This window comes from Bacillus cereus group sp. N14 (genome assembly GCF_016483555.1).
In the GTDB taxonomy this organism is placed as follows: domain Bacteria; phylum Bacillota; class Bacilli; order Bacillales; family Bacillaceae_G; genus Bacillus_A; species Bacillus_A wiedmannii.
The window spans coordinates 63,170-79,193 of sequence record NZ_JAEHBQ010000013.1; the positions used below are offsets into that span (position 1 = coordinate 63,170).

The following is a 16,024-nucleotide window of genomic DNA, read 5'->3' on the forward strand; positions in this document are numbered from 1 at the left end:
TAGCTATTAATAAACTCAAATCGATCTTTTGAAAGAACATGAAATCAATAAGAGATAAAGATTATATTAGAAATCTTACTTATATCATACACTATCAAGTTTAAGATTGATTTAATTAATTCTTAACTTAATTATAGGAAAATAAAAATCTTAATTATAGGAGCGAAATTATATGTCACCTTTACGAGATGAAGCATTAAAAATGCATAAAGAAAAACAGGGCAAGATTGGTGTTTATCCTAAAGTTAAAGTGCAAAATTCAACAGATTTATGTCTTGCTTACTCACCGGGTGTTGCGGAGCCATGCTTAGAAATTTATAAAGATGAAAGTAAAGTTTATGACTATACAATGAAAGGGAATCTAGTTGGAGTTATATCTGATGGAACTGCAGTATTAGGTCTTGGGAATATTGGACCTAAAGCAGCTATGCCTGTAATGGAGGGAAAAGCTTTACTTTTCAAATCATTTGCTGAAATCGATGCTTTTCCTATTTGTTTAAACACCAATAATCCGGATAAGATTGTTGAGGTTGTTAAATTATTAGAACCAAATTTTGGTGGGATAAATTTAGAAGACATTGCAGCACCTCAATGCTTTGAAATTGAGGAGCGCTTAAGAGAATCTTGTGATATTCCTATTTTCCATGATGATCAACACGGTACAGCTATTGTAACTATTGCTGGTCTAATTAATGCGCTTAAGTTAACACATAAAAAAATTGAAGATGTGCAAATCGTTGTAAATGGTGCTGGTGCTGCTGGAATAGCCATTGTGAAGCTGTTACTTCATATGCATGTGAAAAATGTTATTTTGTGTGACACAAAAGGGATAATATATGAAAAGCGACCTAACGGAATGAATGCACTCAAACAAGAAATAGCTCGTATTACCAATATAGAACAGAAGCGGGGAACATTAGCAGATGCCCTTATTAATGCTGATGTATTTATTGGGGTATCAGCTGCAGATGTAGTTGATGAGGATATGATTCGTTCTATGAATCATAATCCTATTATTTTTGCTTTGGCTAACCCTACACCTGAAATTATGCCTAATAAAGCAAAAATAGCTGGAGCACTAGTAGTAGGCACAGGTCGTTCTGACTTTCCTAATCAAGTAAATAATGTACTAGCTTTCCCTGGAGTTTTTCGTGGAGCTCTAGATGTACAAGCAAAAGAAATTAATGAAGAAATGAAGCTAGCAGCTGTTTATGCAATAGCTGAGTTAATTTCAGAAGAAGAGCTTCATGTAAACTATGTCATTCCAAACCCGTTTGATCCTAGGGTGGTGCCGCAAGTAGCATATGCTGTTGCACGTGCTGCAGTGGAAACCGGTGTTGCAAGAAAAAATATCAGCATGTCTGAAATTAAAAACAATCTACTAAGATTAATAAAAGAGGAAAAAGTATTAAAATAAGTATTTTTCTCAAGATAATATTATTGTAGCAAAGATAGCATGTATTTAAAAAAGGCTATCTCACCTGAGATAGCTTACTATATACTTGAGAATTTTTAATTGTTTCATGTGTTTTTAATTAGATTTTGTAGTATTAACTATCAAATTAAAGATATGTTTCTATTAGAATCAGCTTGCAAGTGTATAGATTCCTTTATTCATCAGGCTTTTTATATAAGTTAGTTGTAAAAAAGCGGATAAATTCATGTTCTTAAGAAATTTAACAAAAAATCACTTATTGACTATTAATTATTATCAGAGTGGATTTCTGCAAACATGTAAAGTTCGTGTGTACAACTTTGATTAAAACCAACAAACCATTACTTTAATAGATTAATAGCAAAAGATAAAACGTTTATATATGTGATTCTTAGAAGACTTTTGTATAGGGATGATAATTTTTAAATTTTATTGGCATATACAGGAATTGTAGTAGATCTTATTTAGAATAATAATTTCAAATCAATAAATTTTATAATAGAGGGAGCAAGATTGAATTATTATGAATAAAAAAATAGGGTTCATCGGATGTGGAAACATGGGTATTGCTATGATAGGAGGGATGATTAGCAAAAATTTAGTTTCTCCAGATCAAATAATTTGTTCAGATTTAAACGTCAGTAATTTAAAAAATGCTAGTGATAAATATGACATAACTACAACTACTAACAACAATGAAGTAGCTAATAAGGCTGACATTTTAATTTTATCAATTAAACCAGATTTATACCCATCAGTAATTAACCAAATAAAAGACCAGATAAAAAATGATGTAATTGTTGTAACTATTGCTGCAGGAAAAAGTATTAAGAGCACTGAGAATGAGTTTGGTAGAAAGTTAAAGGTTGTTAGAGTAATGCCTAATACACCGGTACTTGTTGGGGAAGGAATGTCTGCGTTATGTTTTAATGAAATGGTTAAAGAAAAAGATATAGAAGAAGTACTAAATATATTTAATGTTTTTGGAAAAACGGAGGTCGTAAATGAAAAACTAATGGATGTTGTAACATCTATTAGTGGTTCTTCTCCAGCATATGTGTATATGTTTATAGAAGCCATGGCAGATGCTGCTGTACTTGGTGGTATGCTAAGAAATCAAGCTTATAAATTCGCAGCTCAGGCTGTATTAGGTTCTGCAAAAATGGTATTGGAAACGGGCATACATCCAGGTGAATTGAAGGATATGGTTTGTTCTCCAGGTGGAACGACGATAGAAGCTGTAGCAACACTTGAAGAAAAAGGTTTAAGAACAGCTATCATTTCAGCTATGAAACGTTGTACTCAAAAATCTGTTGAAATATCTAGTTTAACTAGTAAGTGAGAAGCATTGTTTAGGCGTAACGTCATATCCATTGTTTCAAAATTTTTATTTAAGTTAAAAGTTTGTTGTTATTCTCTTATAGGGCGTGGAACCATAAAATACTCTTCCTCAACGGTGCTCTAGGCTGGAATAAACTAAACTAGTATTTAAATTATGTAAAAAAATAAAGAGCGTGTACAAATGTGTAATCGGAGGATTTGTTATGTCAAATAAAGTTCCTACTTCCTTTATTATTATTATAGGATTGATGCTGTTTGCATTGTTTTTTGGAGCAGGAAATTTAATTTTTCCACCTATGCTTGGTCAAATGGCTGGAAAAAACGTATGGATAGCCAATGCAGGTTTTTTAGTTACCGGAGTTGGTTTACCATTATTAGCAATAACAGCATTTGTTTATTCAGGTAAAAATGATTTGCAATCTTTAGCTAGTCGTGTTCATCCGGTATTTGGTATTGTATTTACAACCGTTCTCTACCTGGCAATTGGTCCTTTTTACGCCATCCCTAGATCTGGAAATGTATCGTTTGAAATTGGAATTAAACCTTTTTTATCAAATGATGTTAGTCCTGTTACATTAATCATATTTACAATCTTATTTTTTACCGTTACATGTTTATTATCACTTAATCCTACAAAAATTATTGATATAGTTGGAAAAATTTTGACTCCTATCAAATTAACCGTTATTGGAATGCTCGTAGTTGTAGCTTTTGTTCATCCAATTGGCAGAATTCAAGCACCTGTTAAAGGGTATACATCAGATGCATTTTTTAAAGGTTTTCAAGAAGGTTATTTAACATTGGATGCTCTTGGAGCTTTTGTTTTCGGAATCATTATTTTGAATGCAATTAGAGAAAAAGGGGCTAACACTAAAAAAAAGCTTATGGTTGTTTGTGCAAAAGCAACGGCTATTGCTGCTACACTCTTAGCTCTTATCTATACTGCTCTTTCCTATATGGGGGCTTCTAGTGTTGAAAAACTAGGTCTTTTAAATAATGGGGCTGAAGTTTTAGCCAAAGTTTCGGAATATTATTTTGGTTCGTATGGTGCAATTTTATTGGGTTTAATGATTACAGTAGCATGTTTGACCACAAGCGTAGGACTTATCACTGCTTGTTCTTCTTTTTTTCATGAATTATTTCCAAAGATCTCTTACAAAAAATTTGCTATTATTTTGTCTGTTTTCAGTACACTAGTTGCAAATATAGGATTAACACAATTAATTATGATTTCGATCCCTGTATTAATAACTATGTATCCAATTGCTATTACTTTAATATTCTTAACGTTTTTACACTCTGTATTTAATGGTAGATTTGAAGTATATCAAGGGAGTTTGATATTAACATTTATTATTAGTTCATTAGATGGCTTAAATGCTGCTAGAGTAAAAATCGAACTAATTCATAATTTTCTTGAGCATTTTCTCCCTTTATATAGTGTAGGTTTAGGATGGGTACTTCCAGCTATTATAGGCGGTGTATGCGGTTATATTTTTAGTGTATTACGAAAGAAAAATGCCCTTAGTTCTGGTGAAACGCAATTATATAAATAAATTATTTTTGTATATGATATCATCATATTGCTATCGAGGAAGAAAGCTAAGTATCTCTTTAGGATGGATAAATCTGTTATTTATTGCTTTGGGGGTAAATCAAACCAGCTAAAATATATTGTAGCTAATCTTTGTTGAACACTGAATTAAAGAGAAAAAGTAGAATGTATTAACCTAAAAATACCAATTAATTTATAGAATATTTAAACTCCATTTAATGTAAAAGAAATATTATGAGGCTAGCTAATAACTAAGTAAATTTATATACAACAATAACGAGAAGAATAAACCTTATTTTTAAAGGGGATACAGAGAAAATGAGTAATTTATTAAAAAAGAAATCCGTTACGCAATTGTTAGAGCATAATCAAAGTAAGACCTTAACGAAAACATTAGGAGCATTTGATTTAATTATGTTAGGGGTAGGCTCGATAATTGGAACGGGGGTTCTTGTGTTAACTGGATTAGTAGCAGCAAGAGATGCTGGTCCAGCGGTTATTTTTTCGTTTGTACTTGCAGCAATTATATGTGGATGTATAGGATTATGTTACGCAGAAATTGCTTCTACACTCCCGGCGTCTGGTAGTGTATATACGTACTCGTATGCAACAATTGGTGAGTTTATTGCTCATCTAGTAGGTTGGTCGTTACTTTTAATATATATTGTGGCAACAGCGGCTGTTGCTGCTGGATGGACAGGGTATTTCCACAATTTAATAATGGGATTTGGATTAGAGATACCCAAAGCTCTAGTAAAGATTCCGTCGCAAGGTGGTATTGTGAATCTACCAGCGGTAATCATTACATTGATATTAACATGGATGTTATCGCGCGGTACGAAGGAAAGTAAACGTATCAATAACATAATGGTATTGGTTAAAATTGGAATGATTTTATTGTTTGTTACGGTTGGTATATTCTATGTAAAACCAATGAATTGGGTACCAATTGCACCATACGGTTTAAGTGGAGTTTTTACTGGTGGAGCAGCCATTTTATTCGCTTTTACGGGTTTTGATATATTAGCAACTTCAGCAGAAGAAGTAAAAGATCCGCAACGTAATCTCCCAATCGGTATTATTGCATCATTAATCATATGTACAATTATTTATGTTATGGTATGCCTTGTTATGACAGGAATGGTTTCCTATAAAGAATTAAATGTGCCTGAGGCAATGGCTTATGTAATGGAAGTTGTAGGGCAAGGAAAAGTCGCTGGTGTAATTGCTGCAGGTGCTGTAATTGGTCTTATGGCTGTTATTTTCTCGAATATGTATGCAGCAACACGAGTATTTTTTGCAATGAGTCGTGATGGACTGTTACCCAAATCATTTGCGAAGGTCAATAAGAAGACTGGAGCACCCACCTTTATAACCGGATTGGCAGGAATAGGGAGCTCTGTAATAGCTGGGTTTATTGATTTGAAAGAATTGGTTAATTTAGTTAACATCGGTAGTTTAGTAACGTTTACGTTAGTTTGTGTATCAGTTATTATCCTCCGTAAATCACACCCAAATTTAAAACGTGGATTTACGGTACCTTTTGTACCTGTATTACCAAGTATCTCAATTGTATGTTGTGTGTTCTTAATGCTAAATTTACCGTTAAGGACATGGTTGTACTTTAGCATTTGGATTACTATTGGGGCAATAATATACTTCATTTATTCGATAAAACACAGTAATTTAAATGAGGAAACGATTTCAAAATCATATGATAAAATTGCGAGATAATAACAATAGAAAATTCTATTAATAATCATATTGATAGTTGAGTAACATAGAAATTAGCTTCTTAATGTTAGCCTGAAAGCAATGTGATGCTACCTCTTAAAAAGCTTAAATTGATAGACATGTTGCTAAAGTCCCAATATAGATTGTGATTCCTATGAAAATATTTTATAAATGCAAATACAGTTATTTATTTCCTTTAAATTTGAATAAATAAAATCACACATAATGTATGATTTAAAATATCAATAAAGTCCCCTTGACGATTAAAAGTAGAATGCTATAATAAACGAAAACATATGAATATATGAGCGATTATTCATATGTTTTTAAAAAAGTAGGCAATGTTGAGAACTACTTCTTAGATTTTATGTTGTCATTGCTGTTCAAGCTAGTTTGAGTATGGGATCTTACTTGCAAATAGAAGGTTATCATTTTGTAATCCTTGATAGTCGGAAATGTATTAGAGATTTGTGAAGAAACATATATGAATCCTTGTTTTTATTAGCACATAGATTACATAGTTCACTGTCAGGAATGAGATTTCTTATAAAATAGAGTGCATGCAGAAAATGCAATACTTATTTTTGTCTTTTTCGTATTTTTCTATAACTATAAAGAGGTGTAAAAGGATGAAAAATCATACGAATAAACTTAAGTATAAAGGTATTTCTATAATTTATGATTACTTAATGAGTAACAAATTATTTATAAAGGCAAGGGAGCGAGCTTTCTCTCTTCTTCCTCTTAAGTCGAAACAAGATATTTTATTTGTTGGTGTCGGAACTGGAGAGGACTTTCGATTTATTCCTTCAGATGTCAATATTACGGGAATTGATCTTTCACAAGATATGTTAAACAAAGCAAAAACTAAAATAAAGGAAAATCAAGTTACACTTCTACAAATGAATGCAGAGCAATTACAGTCTCCAGATGAATCTTTTGATGTAGTATCGTTAAATCTTATTTTAAGTGTTGTGGAACATCCAAAGCAGGCTTTAGCTGAAGCTCTACGAGTAACTAAACAAACAGGATTCTTATTAATTTTTGATAAATTTTTGCCAGAGGAAATGTCTTCCAGCATAAGCAGAAGCATAATCAATAGTATTACTTCCTTTCTGGGCACAGATATTAATCGAAAGTTTAGTGACATATGTATAGATTTACCAATGAAGATTGTATATGAGGAACCCTCTATATTTAAAGGAATTTATAAAATTATTCTTGTACAAAGGGAAGTATGATGTTGAATTTAAAGATAATGTATACTGTGTCAAGATATACTATCTAGAAAATAAAAATAGTCTGATTTTTCTTGTGATAGAAAATCAGACTATTTTTATGTTGAAATTTGCTTTGCTTATATTTTTGTTAAAATATGAGTGTTTGCCCACTACTATCAACTTAAAAAATGTATAGTTACATAAAATGAACTATAAGCTGAATTTTTATAAATTACTAGCTGTAGAAATTCTTTTTTTTTACTATGTGGGAATTTAACATCTTAACTTAATTGTGATAGGGCAGTACGCCTTTTTAATGTTTAATATTAAAAAAAATCTGTATTTTTCGGTTAGACTTTGTAGTATTGATTGTAAACTTAATATAAATTTCGTTAGTTTAAACTTTACTTGATCACTATTAATTACTATCAGAGGGTATCATTAAAAATCTGCAAGAAAGTTTTTCATAACCTTAATTTATACCAACAAACTTTTTTTAGATAAATGAATAGTAAACTTTCTTCTCTATTCATTTATCTCATATGAAAAAAATCATTAAAGATTACCATTATTTGCGGGTACTATCACTCCTTCACAAAAATTGAAGAAGGAGTGTTCTGTTAGTAAGAGAGAAAATGAGAGATGCTAGGGCAGCCAAGTGCTCTTTTGGAAACTTTGACTACTTTTCATGATTTAAACTACTAAGGAGAGGGAAGTATGAGTGAATTGCATTTTATGAGTCTAGAAGAACTGGATAATAAATTAAAAAAATCTGACAGTGGTATTTATCTAATTAAAGATTATAATGATAATATTGTTTATGTGGGAAAGGCTTTTAGTATAAAGAGTAGAGTTTTAGCTCATTTCAATAGTTATTCGAATATTAAGGAGTATGTACATTTATTTAATAAAGTAGCGTATCTCATTGAAGATAGTTTATTAAAACGTTCTTTATTACGAATTACTTATATAATGAAATATAAATCAGTATTAAACAAAGAAGTTCAAAAAGAGTTCCCAGAGTTATATACTCAATACATTAAGCAGACAAATAAAAAATCCATGTTATTAGAAATTGAGGAAGCTAAAGAAAAAAGGGAACGACAAGAAGTTATATTACAAAAAATTGAAACAGAGAAACAACATCAGTCAGTATTGGAATTAAAAGAACTGCAAAATAAAAAAACAAGAGAAAGAGGTGAATTAAAGAATACATTAGTAAAATTAGTTGGTGGAAAATCTATGTTTTATGAAATAATTTCTTTGTTAGATAATAGATATAACTATCATGTCCTCGCAAAAGTATTGAACGTAGAACTTCAAACTTTAATTACAATTAAAGAACACCGAAACAATTTCCGGATACCAGGTAATCATAAGAGGACAATAAAGCATCAAGATATAATGTATGCCTTATCTGGAAAAAAGAATTTAAGTAATCCAAGGTTAAATTCTTAACTTTAAAGTAGCAAATCTGTAGCTTTTATCATTTTAGCTATGAGGGCTCCGTCCTAAATAAACGTGAAGGGCTATAGCAAGTTGAAGTGCCCTCTCGAAAGTTAGACAAGTCGGTTCATTAGGCAGCCTCTAGGGTATGAGCCCGGTATTGTACCGTGCTCATACCTTTTAATTTTGCCCTGATTCTTTTTGATTATACCACTCCACCCTAATCGCCGAGTTTGATACCATTGAGAAAGCGTCTATATCTTAAGGATAAAGGGTTTGTCTTTGTTTATTATTATGGACAGTAATTTGGAGAAATAAACGTACTCGGTGATTAGGGGATAAGAAACTATTTAAAATATTTGAGACTTCGGTAATTGAGTGAATAAAAAATACGTTATAATTCTTCCTGTAAGAAGGCATGGGGTGACCTGTTTTCTTAGGTTGATGGGAATGGGGTACTGCACTATAAATGAAGAAATTTATTGTTCTCCATAACGAAAATTTGATTTTTCTACAGTTATTCAAGATAAGCGGTTCTGGTACAAATATATGAAGAAGAACCTTTTATACTTTTATAATATATTTTATTCTCGAGAGTAATTTCTAGTTTTTTACATGGTATAATTTCGTATTAGGGAAGAAGGGGTATACAAAGGTTAGTTGATAAGTTAGAAGAATTGAAATTTCACTGGTATGTTCAGAACACTATAGAAAGGGTTTTTAAGAATGGGGCAATTTCAAAGTAATTTACAAACAGCAACACAAATCGCTACGCAAATGAGGAAAGCTTCGGATACAATCCAAAGTGCCTCAAATCGTTCAATCACGAAGGCGACGCGTACGACGCTAACGATTAATTCCAAAGCACAAGAAGCGAATCAACAAGCCTTAGATTTAACACAACAATTTTGGACCGCCTTTCAACGAGAGGTCGATAATATTCATTCGGTAGCCAAAGAGTTTGAGAGAATGGATCACGAGCTTCACAACACTTTTCGCTAATGTGACCACCTTCGTAAAGATAAAACGGTAGGAGGAAGAAGATGGATCGAGATATCGAAAACCAAAGCAAACAGTTAAATCAGAAGTTACGAAATGTATTTGAAAAACAGGACCGAAATCAATCCGCGATTCAAACTCAGGAACAAGCGGAAGCAGATTTTCACGAATGGAAAAATCGAAGTAATCGCTTATTTAACCGCATTTTAGAAACTTGGCACAGCGATAGAGAATTATCTCATTTTTTTATGAATATCCGCCAGGAAGCACAACACATTGAGCGAAAACTTACGTTCGAATTGGAAAACCAAAAAGAAACATTGCTTAAGGAAAGACGAGACCTTAATAATTTAGAAGACGACTTATCCTACCAGCAACAACAATTAGCAAGGGGGACTAATGCATGAGTTTAAATATGTATTTGGGAGAAGTACAGAACCAAACTCAAAGCATGAACGCTGTATGTACCGCTACCATTCAAGGTATGGAACAAGCTATTCAGTCGATTGATGCTTTTGCAATTGATACTGTTCTACAAGGACAAACATATAGCAGTGCAAAATCATTTTTTGTACAAACCTTTCGTCCTTTAGCACAAGGAATCATTTACTTATGTGAAGAACTAATCCGTCAGAATGATGCCTTTCCAAGTCAATTTCAATCACAAGTAGCTTCAACAGATGTCATCGAACAAGAAATACTAGAACAAATTCGAGGGATTGACCGAATGAAAGCAAGTATGGAAGCCATCAGTCAAACCATGCCAGTTCCGGGGATGGATGCTATGGCGAATCTTTTTACTGTCATGAGGCATAAACTTCAAGAAAAATTAAATCACCTATATGAATTTAATCAAACATCCAGTAATAACTACAGTACGGCCCTTCAACTAGCATCTAGTATTGCTACTGGTCTTGCCGAAGTTCAAAGTGGAAAAGGATTTAGTCCTGCAAGTGGCACGTTTAGTACACAAGGATTGAATATGGAGTGGACAACTTCTATCCAAGCGATTACAGAAGAAAAAAAACATCATTCTGAAGAAACCAGTATTATAGAAGAATCGTTGTTCGATAAACTTAAAGATACTGTTGAAAATAACGTAGAAGCGATGGATCAGTTGTACGAAAAATTTATTCGCCAGATAGAAAATACTCCTATTATCGGGCAATATCATAACTACAAAAAAGGGCAAAATGAAGCGGTGTTAGATGAACTTAAAGGAATATTAAACACAATTTTACATCCAATAGATAGTGTTGAGGGCGCTGTGTATGCTCTTTCTCACATCGACGAAACATTTGCTGCTGTAGAACAAGCTATTTCTGATTCGTGGGATCAAGATGTTGTAAATGGAGATTGGAATAGCAGAGCTAAATGGGTTGGAAATGTAGAGATGCAAGTTAAATTAGCAATTGCCGAATTATTTGTAGGAACAAAAGGTGCAGATAAAATTTCAACATTAGGTAAAGTATCAAAGTCAGGCAAAACCTCAAAACTTAGTGAAAGTGTAAACTTTATACAAGGTACTAAAAACGTAATAACTTTAGATAAGTATAAGCAAAGCGTTGACATGTTGAATAATATTCTAATGCCCAAAAATCAATTTGCTCTTGCCGATACCAATGCACTTAATCTAAGATCTTTTGATTACACTACTTTTAATAAAGCCAAAGATACTTTTTCACTTGCTGAAAACATAGATAGATCCAATCAATATAGTCCACGTGTATTTGATGGTGATTTAAAGAAACACGAAGATAAAGGCGGACATTTAATAGAAAAACATGTTGAAATACCTGATGAGGCATTGGCTCAACGATTAATAGATGATCAGAAAATCACTGGGTCTTCATCTTTTAATGATTTAGAAAAAGCCCAAAAAGTTGCTGATGCAGTATTAACTAATCCTCAAAATATACGTAAAATAGAAAGGTGGCTAGCTGATCCCTATAGCCCACCAACTTTAGCGTTGAGGTATAGAGGTGATGAAATTATTGGTCGATCTATATTAAGAACATCTGAAGATGTTTTAGAGGTAACGAACGCTAAAATTGTCTTAAAAAAAGATGGAGAAGGAAGTTATATTAGAACAGGATTCCCCATAAGATAGAAATTTAGGAGGCTATTTATGAATGATAAAGATTATATTTATGAAGAATTAAGTGATTTTTTAGATGGAACATTCCATCAAGATATGGGAACACCAGAAAAAGCCTTACACGAATTTATAGAAGAAGCCCACAAGGTTTGTATAGAAAATACTATAAATTACATAACTGCATTTTTAAACAGTGATCTATCCACGGAAAAAAAAGAAGAATTCATTGAATATTATACAGACATTTATTTTCCTGCTTTAAAACTGGCTCCCCTAGAATGGCTTGAACAAACAAGTGAAACGTTAAAACAAGCATTAAAAAATACTTAGTAAAAATCGACCGCCCATAGTAGGCGGTCTTTTCTTCGTCTTAATTTACATTCACATACGCATTGCTAACTGTAATATGGAACGTACTTCCCTTCCAGTTTTGTACTTTATATTTTATATATTGAGGCGAACCGTTAATGTCAACTTGGGCGTCGATAGTAAATCCAGGGCCTACGTCAACAATGCCAGCTATACTAGGGGGACCGCCACACAGCCATCAACTTAAGAATTTTATAAAGCCCCAAAACAAAAAAATGTACACTTTCTCCTGGAGATGTCAATTTTTTCGTTTTGGGGTATTTGCTTTTCCTAGCTTGATGGTGAGGGGGGGGGACCTCTTAACGTACAGGTAATTGATTAAATGTGTCTAAACGTACAATTTTCTTTTCTGATATGGTGCCCCCATGAGGGATTAATGATTATTGAGTCTAAAATACAATACCTCTTTAAAGGGGAATGTATTTCTTGAGGTATAAATAATAAAGTTACAAGTGAGTTTTGGGAACAGAATATAATTAAATTTGGTTACATCCCAGCTAACTAAACCAGTATAATCGCTCATCATCTACCCTTTTTTCGATTTATAGAAACATTGAGGATGAGAAGTTTAAATATTATATATTGAAGGAGAAGAAGGATGTTTTTAATTGTCTTAAAAAATTTTTCAAACAAGTTTAAGAGCGGCGAATTAGTAATGGAGGGGAAATTCAAAAGGATAACAGGATTTAGGGAATGATATAAAAACTTTAATTGGTAGAAGACAGTAGTATTGGTTGTGAAGAGTTGGAATAATTGTTTTTTTTATATTATATATTCTATTTAATTTCACTAAAATTAGGGATGGGGAAGATAATGCCCGGGGGTTGCGTATATAAATTAAGAAAAAAGTTGTGAAGAACGGGGAACCGTTCTTTTTTTATTTTTAGGGGTACCGCCACATCGCTATCAAGCTAAGACCATAAAACGTTAATTATAATAGAGGTTGTTTCTTTTTTTTAAAAGCTACGTGTAGGGAATTTAAAGATTTGCATACGAAATAAACCCTAATGGGTTTCAATTTTTTGATTTAAGCCGCTTGATTATCAAACATGGTACAATTGTAAATGACACCTAATATATCAAAGACTGTTTTCTTCTCATATCGATGAGATTTTCTCCCGTTTTGCTGTAGGAGGTTGAACAGGCGAATTAAAATCTTTGATAGCTCTTGGGTGTCTTTCTGTATAGCTTGGAAAATAAGAAGAAAGTAATCTTTAATCATATATATGGCCTTATATTCACTCAGTTCTCGTTTCTTTTTCATAAGAAGCAATTGTCGCATTTGAAACATGGTAGAAGAACAAAGTAAAATGGCAATCAGTTGCCCATACAAATGGCATTCTAATCGTTCTCGTTTTATCTTTTTACAATGATGAATATGAAAGAATGATTTCCACGTTTTAAATAAAAGCTCGATTTGCCAACGTAAAGAATACCAATCATGTACTTGTCCCATCGGGACAATATCTATAGAGGTATTTGTCATATATACATTGATACCGCTAAGTCGTTTACTACGAGCAGAATACTTCATTCCTTTCTTTTTTTCTCTTACAGTTTGATCGTGTAATCGTTTTTGTTGTTGTTCTTTTGTTAGTCGATGAACAATCACACGAGTCGGCACTTTATCAGTCATTCCTACATAAGCGTCAGCTATTTCACATGTTTGTCCTGGTTGAAGAGAGCTCATTAAACCCTCCATATCTATTTGAATATACTCTGTACCTTTCTTAATTCTTCCATCTTGAAAATAATCAGGATTGGGATTTTTTTGATAAATACGTGTATTCGACTTGATACGAGAGATATAGTAAGCCTTTTGGTCTTGTATATGTTTAAGATCTTTCAAATGAAAATACCCTAAATCTCGGATACATAAATCATTCGCTGTCACAGTTGGAACACGCAGGGAACCGTAGGTTCGATCATGTTGTTTACCTGGACCTGTATGGATATGCAGGAACTGGCCACTTAATAGATCATAATCTTCACCCCCGCTGTATGGCTGCATCCTCCTGCACCTGGATAAACAAATGAAAAGGGATCTGGAAGTTGAAATGCAGTTGAATCTAAAATACGAATACGCTTGAAAACAGAAGTATATGGAGAAGGAATAGGTATAGATGAGGCCAATTTTTGGTTTAGTAGTTTAGATAATATGTGTTGTAAAAATTGGACAGCCGCTTTATTAAATCGTTGATTCAGTCCCTCAGGACTGATGAGCACTTCTGTCGATGCTTCTAAACAGCTAGATAACTGGGTTAAAGAAGTTGTAGCGACATTTTGACTCATCCATACACATAAAGCGACTAAATCTTTTGCTTGGTATTTACTAGTTCTTTGTACAAAACCAACATCTCTAGCAAGATCTCGTAAGATATTTGGAGATAAGAATTTTTGAATTTCTTGAGCAAATAGTTGTAATTCATCAGATACAGAAATAGACATACAAAAACGCCATCCTTTCCTATGATTCTACAGAAAGAATAGCGTATTTTTTCATTTTATGGGGTATTTTGTTTTGGTATCTTGATAGCGATGGGGTGGACTCCCTTTTTAACATAAGGGTAATTTATGTCGTGTTTAGCAATTATTCATTACATAATGCAAATGATTGTTTACATTTTGTTAGTAATCATTTACAATTACAGTAATTGTAAATGAGGAAAGGGGAATTATGATACTAGAAAACAGAGTTAGAGAATTACGAGCACGATTTAGATGGACTCAGCAAGACTTGGCCGATGCAATTGGGGTCACAAGGCAGACAATTGGATTAATAGAAAAAGGTGATTATTCTCCATCTGTCACTATGGCGTTAAAATTAGCTGCTGTATTTCAAGTTACCGTAGAAGAGGTTTTTTATTTAAAGGGAGAGGAACGATTATGATAAAACAGGTTTTAAGATCTCCACTTATAGGGGCCAGTATATTTGTGTTGATTATTGCATTTTTACTATTTTCTCTTATGAATACACAAGTCATTTTAGCTAAGTTATGTTTCGGGATTTTAGTGACGGTTACTTTTTTATGGCTCATTCTCACAAGGATTTATAACCGAAAGAATCCTCATGATAAGATTAGGCTATTTGGTTTTATACCATCCGAATTTCGTGAAATAGATGAAGGGCAGCAGTGGGTAACCTATAAGGCTTGCCGAAATGTGTATATTTACTATAGCATTGCGCTTCCAGTAACGGCAGGGATTTGCTTTCTCTTTTCTCAACATAATTTTGTTCCATTATTGTGCATTGGTTTACTAGGTGCAGGTCAATATATTGTCTATTGGTTAACCACTATTTTTATTTTAAATCGTATTTAACAAAGGGGATGAAACAATATGGTGGAGTGGGCTCAAAATGCGGGGGCATTATGGCAATATGTAGTGTTATTTCTTTTAGCATTTGCCCCATGGATGGATGTATCAATTGTTGTACCACTTGGTATCGCATGGGGATTACAACCATTTGCAGTAGGAGTAACAGCATTTGCAGGAAATCTTATCTTGGTTCTATTACTCGGTTTTTTCTTTAAACAGTATGCAAAATGGCAAGCAGCAAGAAAACAAAAAAAAGGTATAACAACACCTTCTAAAAAAGAAACCCGATCAAGAAAAATATGGGATCGATATGGTATTCCAGGTTTGGCTCTTCTAGCTCCAATTCTCGTAGGAACTGATATTGCAGCCGTATTAGCTTTAACATTTGGATCTAACCGGACACACGTCATAAGTTGGATGACGGTCAGTCTAGCAGTATGGACAGTCATTTTTACAGTTGCTGCGATGTATGGACTTAGCTTTTTAAATATTATTTAGGATATCATAGT

General features: G+C 33.0%; 13 protein-coding genes and 2 pseudogenes. 14 read left to right on the forward strand and 1 reads right to left on the reverse strand.

Annotated elements, in window-relative coordinates; genetic code table 11:
• Positions 1 to 172: 172 nt before the first annotated feature.
• From JDS82_RS18670 to JDS82_RS30385, 11 genes and pseudogenes are all read left to right on the forward strand, one after another.
• Positions 173 to 1,417, forward strand: coding sequence for an NAD(P)-dependent malic enzyme (locus JDS82_RS18670; protein ID WP_199713718.1), 1,245 nt, complete (start codon positions 173 to 175; stop codon positions 1,415 to 1,417).
• Between the two features lie 541 nt (positions 1,418 to 1,958).
• A complete protein-coding gene (gene proC, locus JDS82_RS18675) occupies positions 1,959 to 2,777 on the forward strand; it encodes a pyrroline-5-carboxylate reductase (protein ID WP_199713719.1) in 819 nt (272 codons plus the stop codon).
• A 202-nt stretch (positions 2,778 to 2,979) separates the two neighbouring features.
• Positions 2,980 to 4,332, forward strand: coding sequence for a branched-chain amino acid transport system II carrier protein BrnQ5 (brnQ5, locus tag JDS82_RS18680; RefSeq protein WP_199713720.1), 1,353 nt, complete (start codon positions 2,980 to 2,982; stop codon positions 4,330 to 4,332).
• Between the two features lie 317 nt (positions 4,333 to 4,649).
• Positions 4,650 to 6,065, forward strand: a complete 1,416-nt coding sequence (locus tag JDS82_RS18685) for an amino acid permease (RefSeq protein ID WP_199713721.1) — start codon at positions 4,650 to 4,652, stop codon at positions 6,063 to 6,065.
• A gap of 629 nt (positions 6,066 to 6,694) precedes the next feature.
• Positions 6,695 to 7,306 carry a class I SAM-dependent methyltransferase gene (locus JDS82_RS18690; RefSeq protein ID WP_199713722.1) on the forward strand — a complete coding sequence of 204 codons (612 nt, stop codon included), beginning with the start codon at positions 6,695 to 6,697 and terminating at the stop codon, positions 7,304 to 7,306.
• Positions 7,307 to 8,002: 696 nt separating this feature from the next.
• Positions 8,003 to 8,743 (forward strand): GIY-YIG nuclease family protein, encoded by a 741-nt coding sequence (locus JDS82_RS18695; RefSeq protein ID WP_199713723.1) that lies wholly within the window; start codon positions 8,003 to 8,005, stop codon positions 8,741 to 8,743.
• A 714-nt stretch (positions 8,744 to 9,457) separates the two neighbouring features.
• On the forward strand, positions 9,458 to 9,733 hold the full coding sequence (locus tag JDS82_RS18705; RefSeq protein ID WP_000529676.1) for a TIGR04197 family type VII secretion effector: 276 nt from the start codon (positions 9,458 to 9,460) through the stop codon (positions 9,731 to 9,733).
• A gap of 41 nt (positions 9,734 to 9,774) precedes the next feature.
• Positions 9,775 to 10,137: a DUF3958 family protein gene (locus JDS82_RS18710; RefSeq protein ID WP_000373349.1), complete on the forward strand. Its 363-nt coding sequence runs from the start codon at positions 9,775 to 9,777 to the stop codon at positions 10,135 to 10,137.
• On the forward strand, positions 10,134 to 11,840 hold the full coding sequence (locus JDS82_RS18715; protein WP_199713724.1) for an RNase A-like domain-containing protein: 1,707 nt from the start codon (positions 10,134 to 10,136) through the stop codon (positions 11,838 to 11,840). Before JDS82_RS18710 ends, JDS82_RS18715 begins: the two co-directional genes overlap by 4 nt.
• Before the next feature lie 18 nt (positions 11,841 to 11,858).
• Positions 11,859 to 12,158 (forward strand): contact-dependent growth inhibition system immunity protein, encoded by a 300-nt coding sequence (locus JDS82_RS18720; RefSeq protein ID WP_000998175.1) that lies wholly within the window; start codon positions 11,859 to 11,861, stop codon positions 12,156 to 12,158.
• Positions 12,159 to 12,698: 540 nt separating this feature from the next.
• Positions 12,699 to 12,836 (forward strand): annotated as a pseudogene (locus JDS82_RS30385) (sporulation protein YhbH); the annotation flags it as partial.
• Between the two features lie 388 nt (positions 12,837 to 13,224).
• Here the strand turns inward: JDS82_RS30385 and JDS82_RS18725 are convergent.
• Positions 13,225 to 14,645: pseudogene (locus tag JDS82_RS18725) on the reverse strand (IS4 family transposase).
• Positions 14,646 to 14,874: 229 nt separating this feature from the next.
• Here JDS82_RS18725 and JDS82_RS18730 point away from each other — a divergent pair.
• From JDS82_RS18730 to JDS82_RS18740, 3 genes are read left to right on the forward strand one after another with little or no spacing between them, the layout of a single operon-like run.
• Positions 14,875 to 15,087 carry a helix-turn-helix transcriptional regulator gene (locus tag JDS82_RS18730; RefSeq protein ID WP_000599740.1) on the forward strand — a complete coding sequence of 71 codons (213 nt, stop codon included), beginning with the start codon at positions 14,875 to 14,877 and terminating at the stop codon, positions 15,085 to 15,087.
• Positions 15,084 to 15,518, forward strand: coding sequence for a hypothetical protein (locus JDS82_RS18735; RefSeq protein ID WP_000595642.1), 435 nt, complete (start codon positions 15,084 to 15,086; stop codon positions 15,516 to 15,518). Before JDS82_RS18730 ends, JDS82_RS18735 begins: the two co-directional genes overlap by 4 nt.
• Positions 15,519 to 15,536: 18 nt before the next feature.
• The gene (locus JDS82_RS18740) at positions 15,537 to 16,013 is read left to right on the forward strand and encodes a small multi-drug export protein (protein WP_000230643.1); all 477 of its coding nucleotides are present in this window, start codon (positions 15,537 to 15,539) and stop codon (positions 16,011 to 16,013) included.
• The last annotated feature ends 11 nt before the right edge of the window (positions 16,014 to 16,024 follow it).

What these genes read in the sequence shown, in the direction of transcription:
- JDS82_RS18670 (WP_199713718.1), top strand. Translation starts at nt 173, where the DNA reads ATGTCACCTTTACGAGATGAAGCATTAAAAATGCATAAAGAAAAACAG.
- proC (WP_199713719.1), top strand. Translation starts at nt 1,959, where the DNA reads ATGAATAAAAAAATAGGGTTCATCGGATGTGGAAACATGGGTATTGCT.
- brnQ5 (WP_199713720.1), top strand. Translation starts at nt 2,980, where the DNA reads ATGTCAAATAAAGTTCCTACTTCCTTTATTATTATTATAGGATTGATG.
- JDS82_RS18685 (WP_199713721.1), top strand. Translation starts at nt 4,650, where the DNA reads ATGAGTAATTTATTAAAAAAGAAATCCGTTACGCAATTGTTAGAGCAT.
- JDS82_RS18690 (WP_199713722.1), top strand. Translation starts at nt 6,695, where the DNA reads ATGAAAAATCATACGAATAAACTTAAGTATAAAGGTATTTCTATAATT.
- JDS82_RS18695 (WP_199713723.1), top strand. Translation starts at nt 8,003, where the DNA reads ATGAGTGAATTGCATTTTATGAGTCTAGAAGAACTGGATAATAAATTA.
- JDS82_RS18705 (WP_000529676.1), top strand. Translation starts at nt 9,458, where the DNA reads ATGGGGCAATTTCAAAGTAATTTACAAACAGCAACACAAATCGCTACG.
- JDS82_RS18710 (WP_000373349.1), top strand. Translation starts at nt 9,775, where the DNA reads ATGGATCGAGATATCGAAAACCAAAGCAAACAGTTAAATCAGAAGTTA.
- JDS82_RS18715 (WP_199713724.1), top strand. Translation starts at nt 10,134, where the DNA reads ATGAGTTTAAATATGTATTTGGGAGAAGTACAGAACCAAACTCAAAGC.
- JDS82_RS18720 (WP_000998175.1), top strand. Translation starts at nt 11,859, where the DNA reads ATGAATGATAAAGATTATATTTATGAAGAATTAAGTGATTTTTTAGAT.
- JDS82_RS18730 (WP_000599740.1), top strand. Translation starts at nt 14,875, where the DNA reads ATGATACTAGAAAACAGAGTTAGAGAATTACGAGCACGATTTAGATGG.
- JDS82_RS18735 (WP_000595642.1), top strand. Translation starts at nt 15,084, where the DNA reads ATGATAAAACAGGTTTTAAGATCTCCACTTATAGGGGCCAGTATATTT.
- JDS82_RS18740 (WP_000230643.1), top strand. Translation starts at nt 15,537, where the DNA reads ATGGTGGAGTGGGCTCAAAATGCGGGGGCATTATGGCAATATGTAGTG.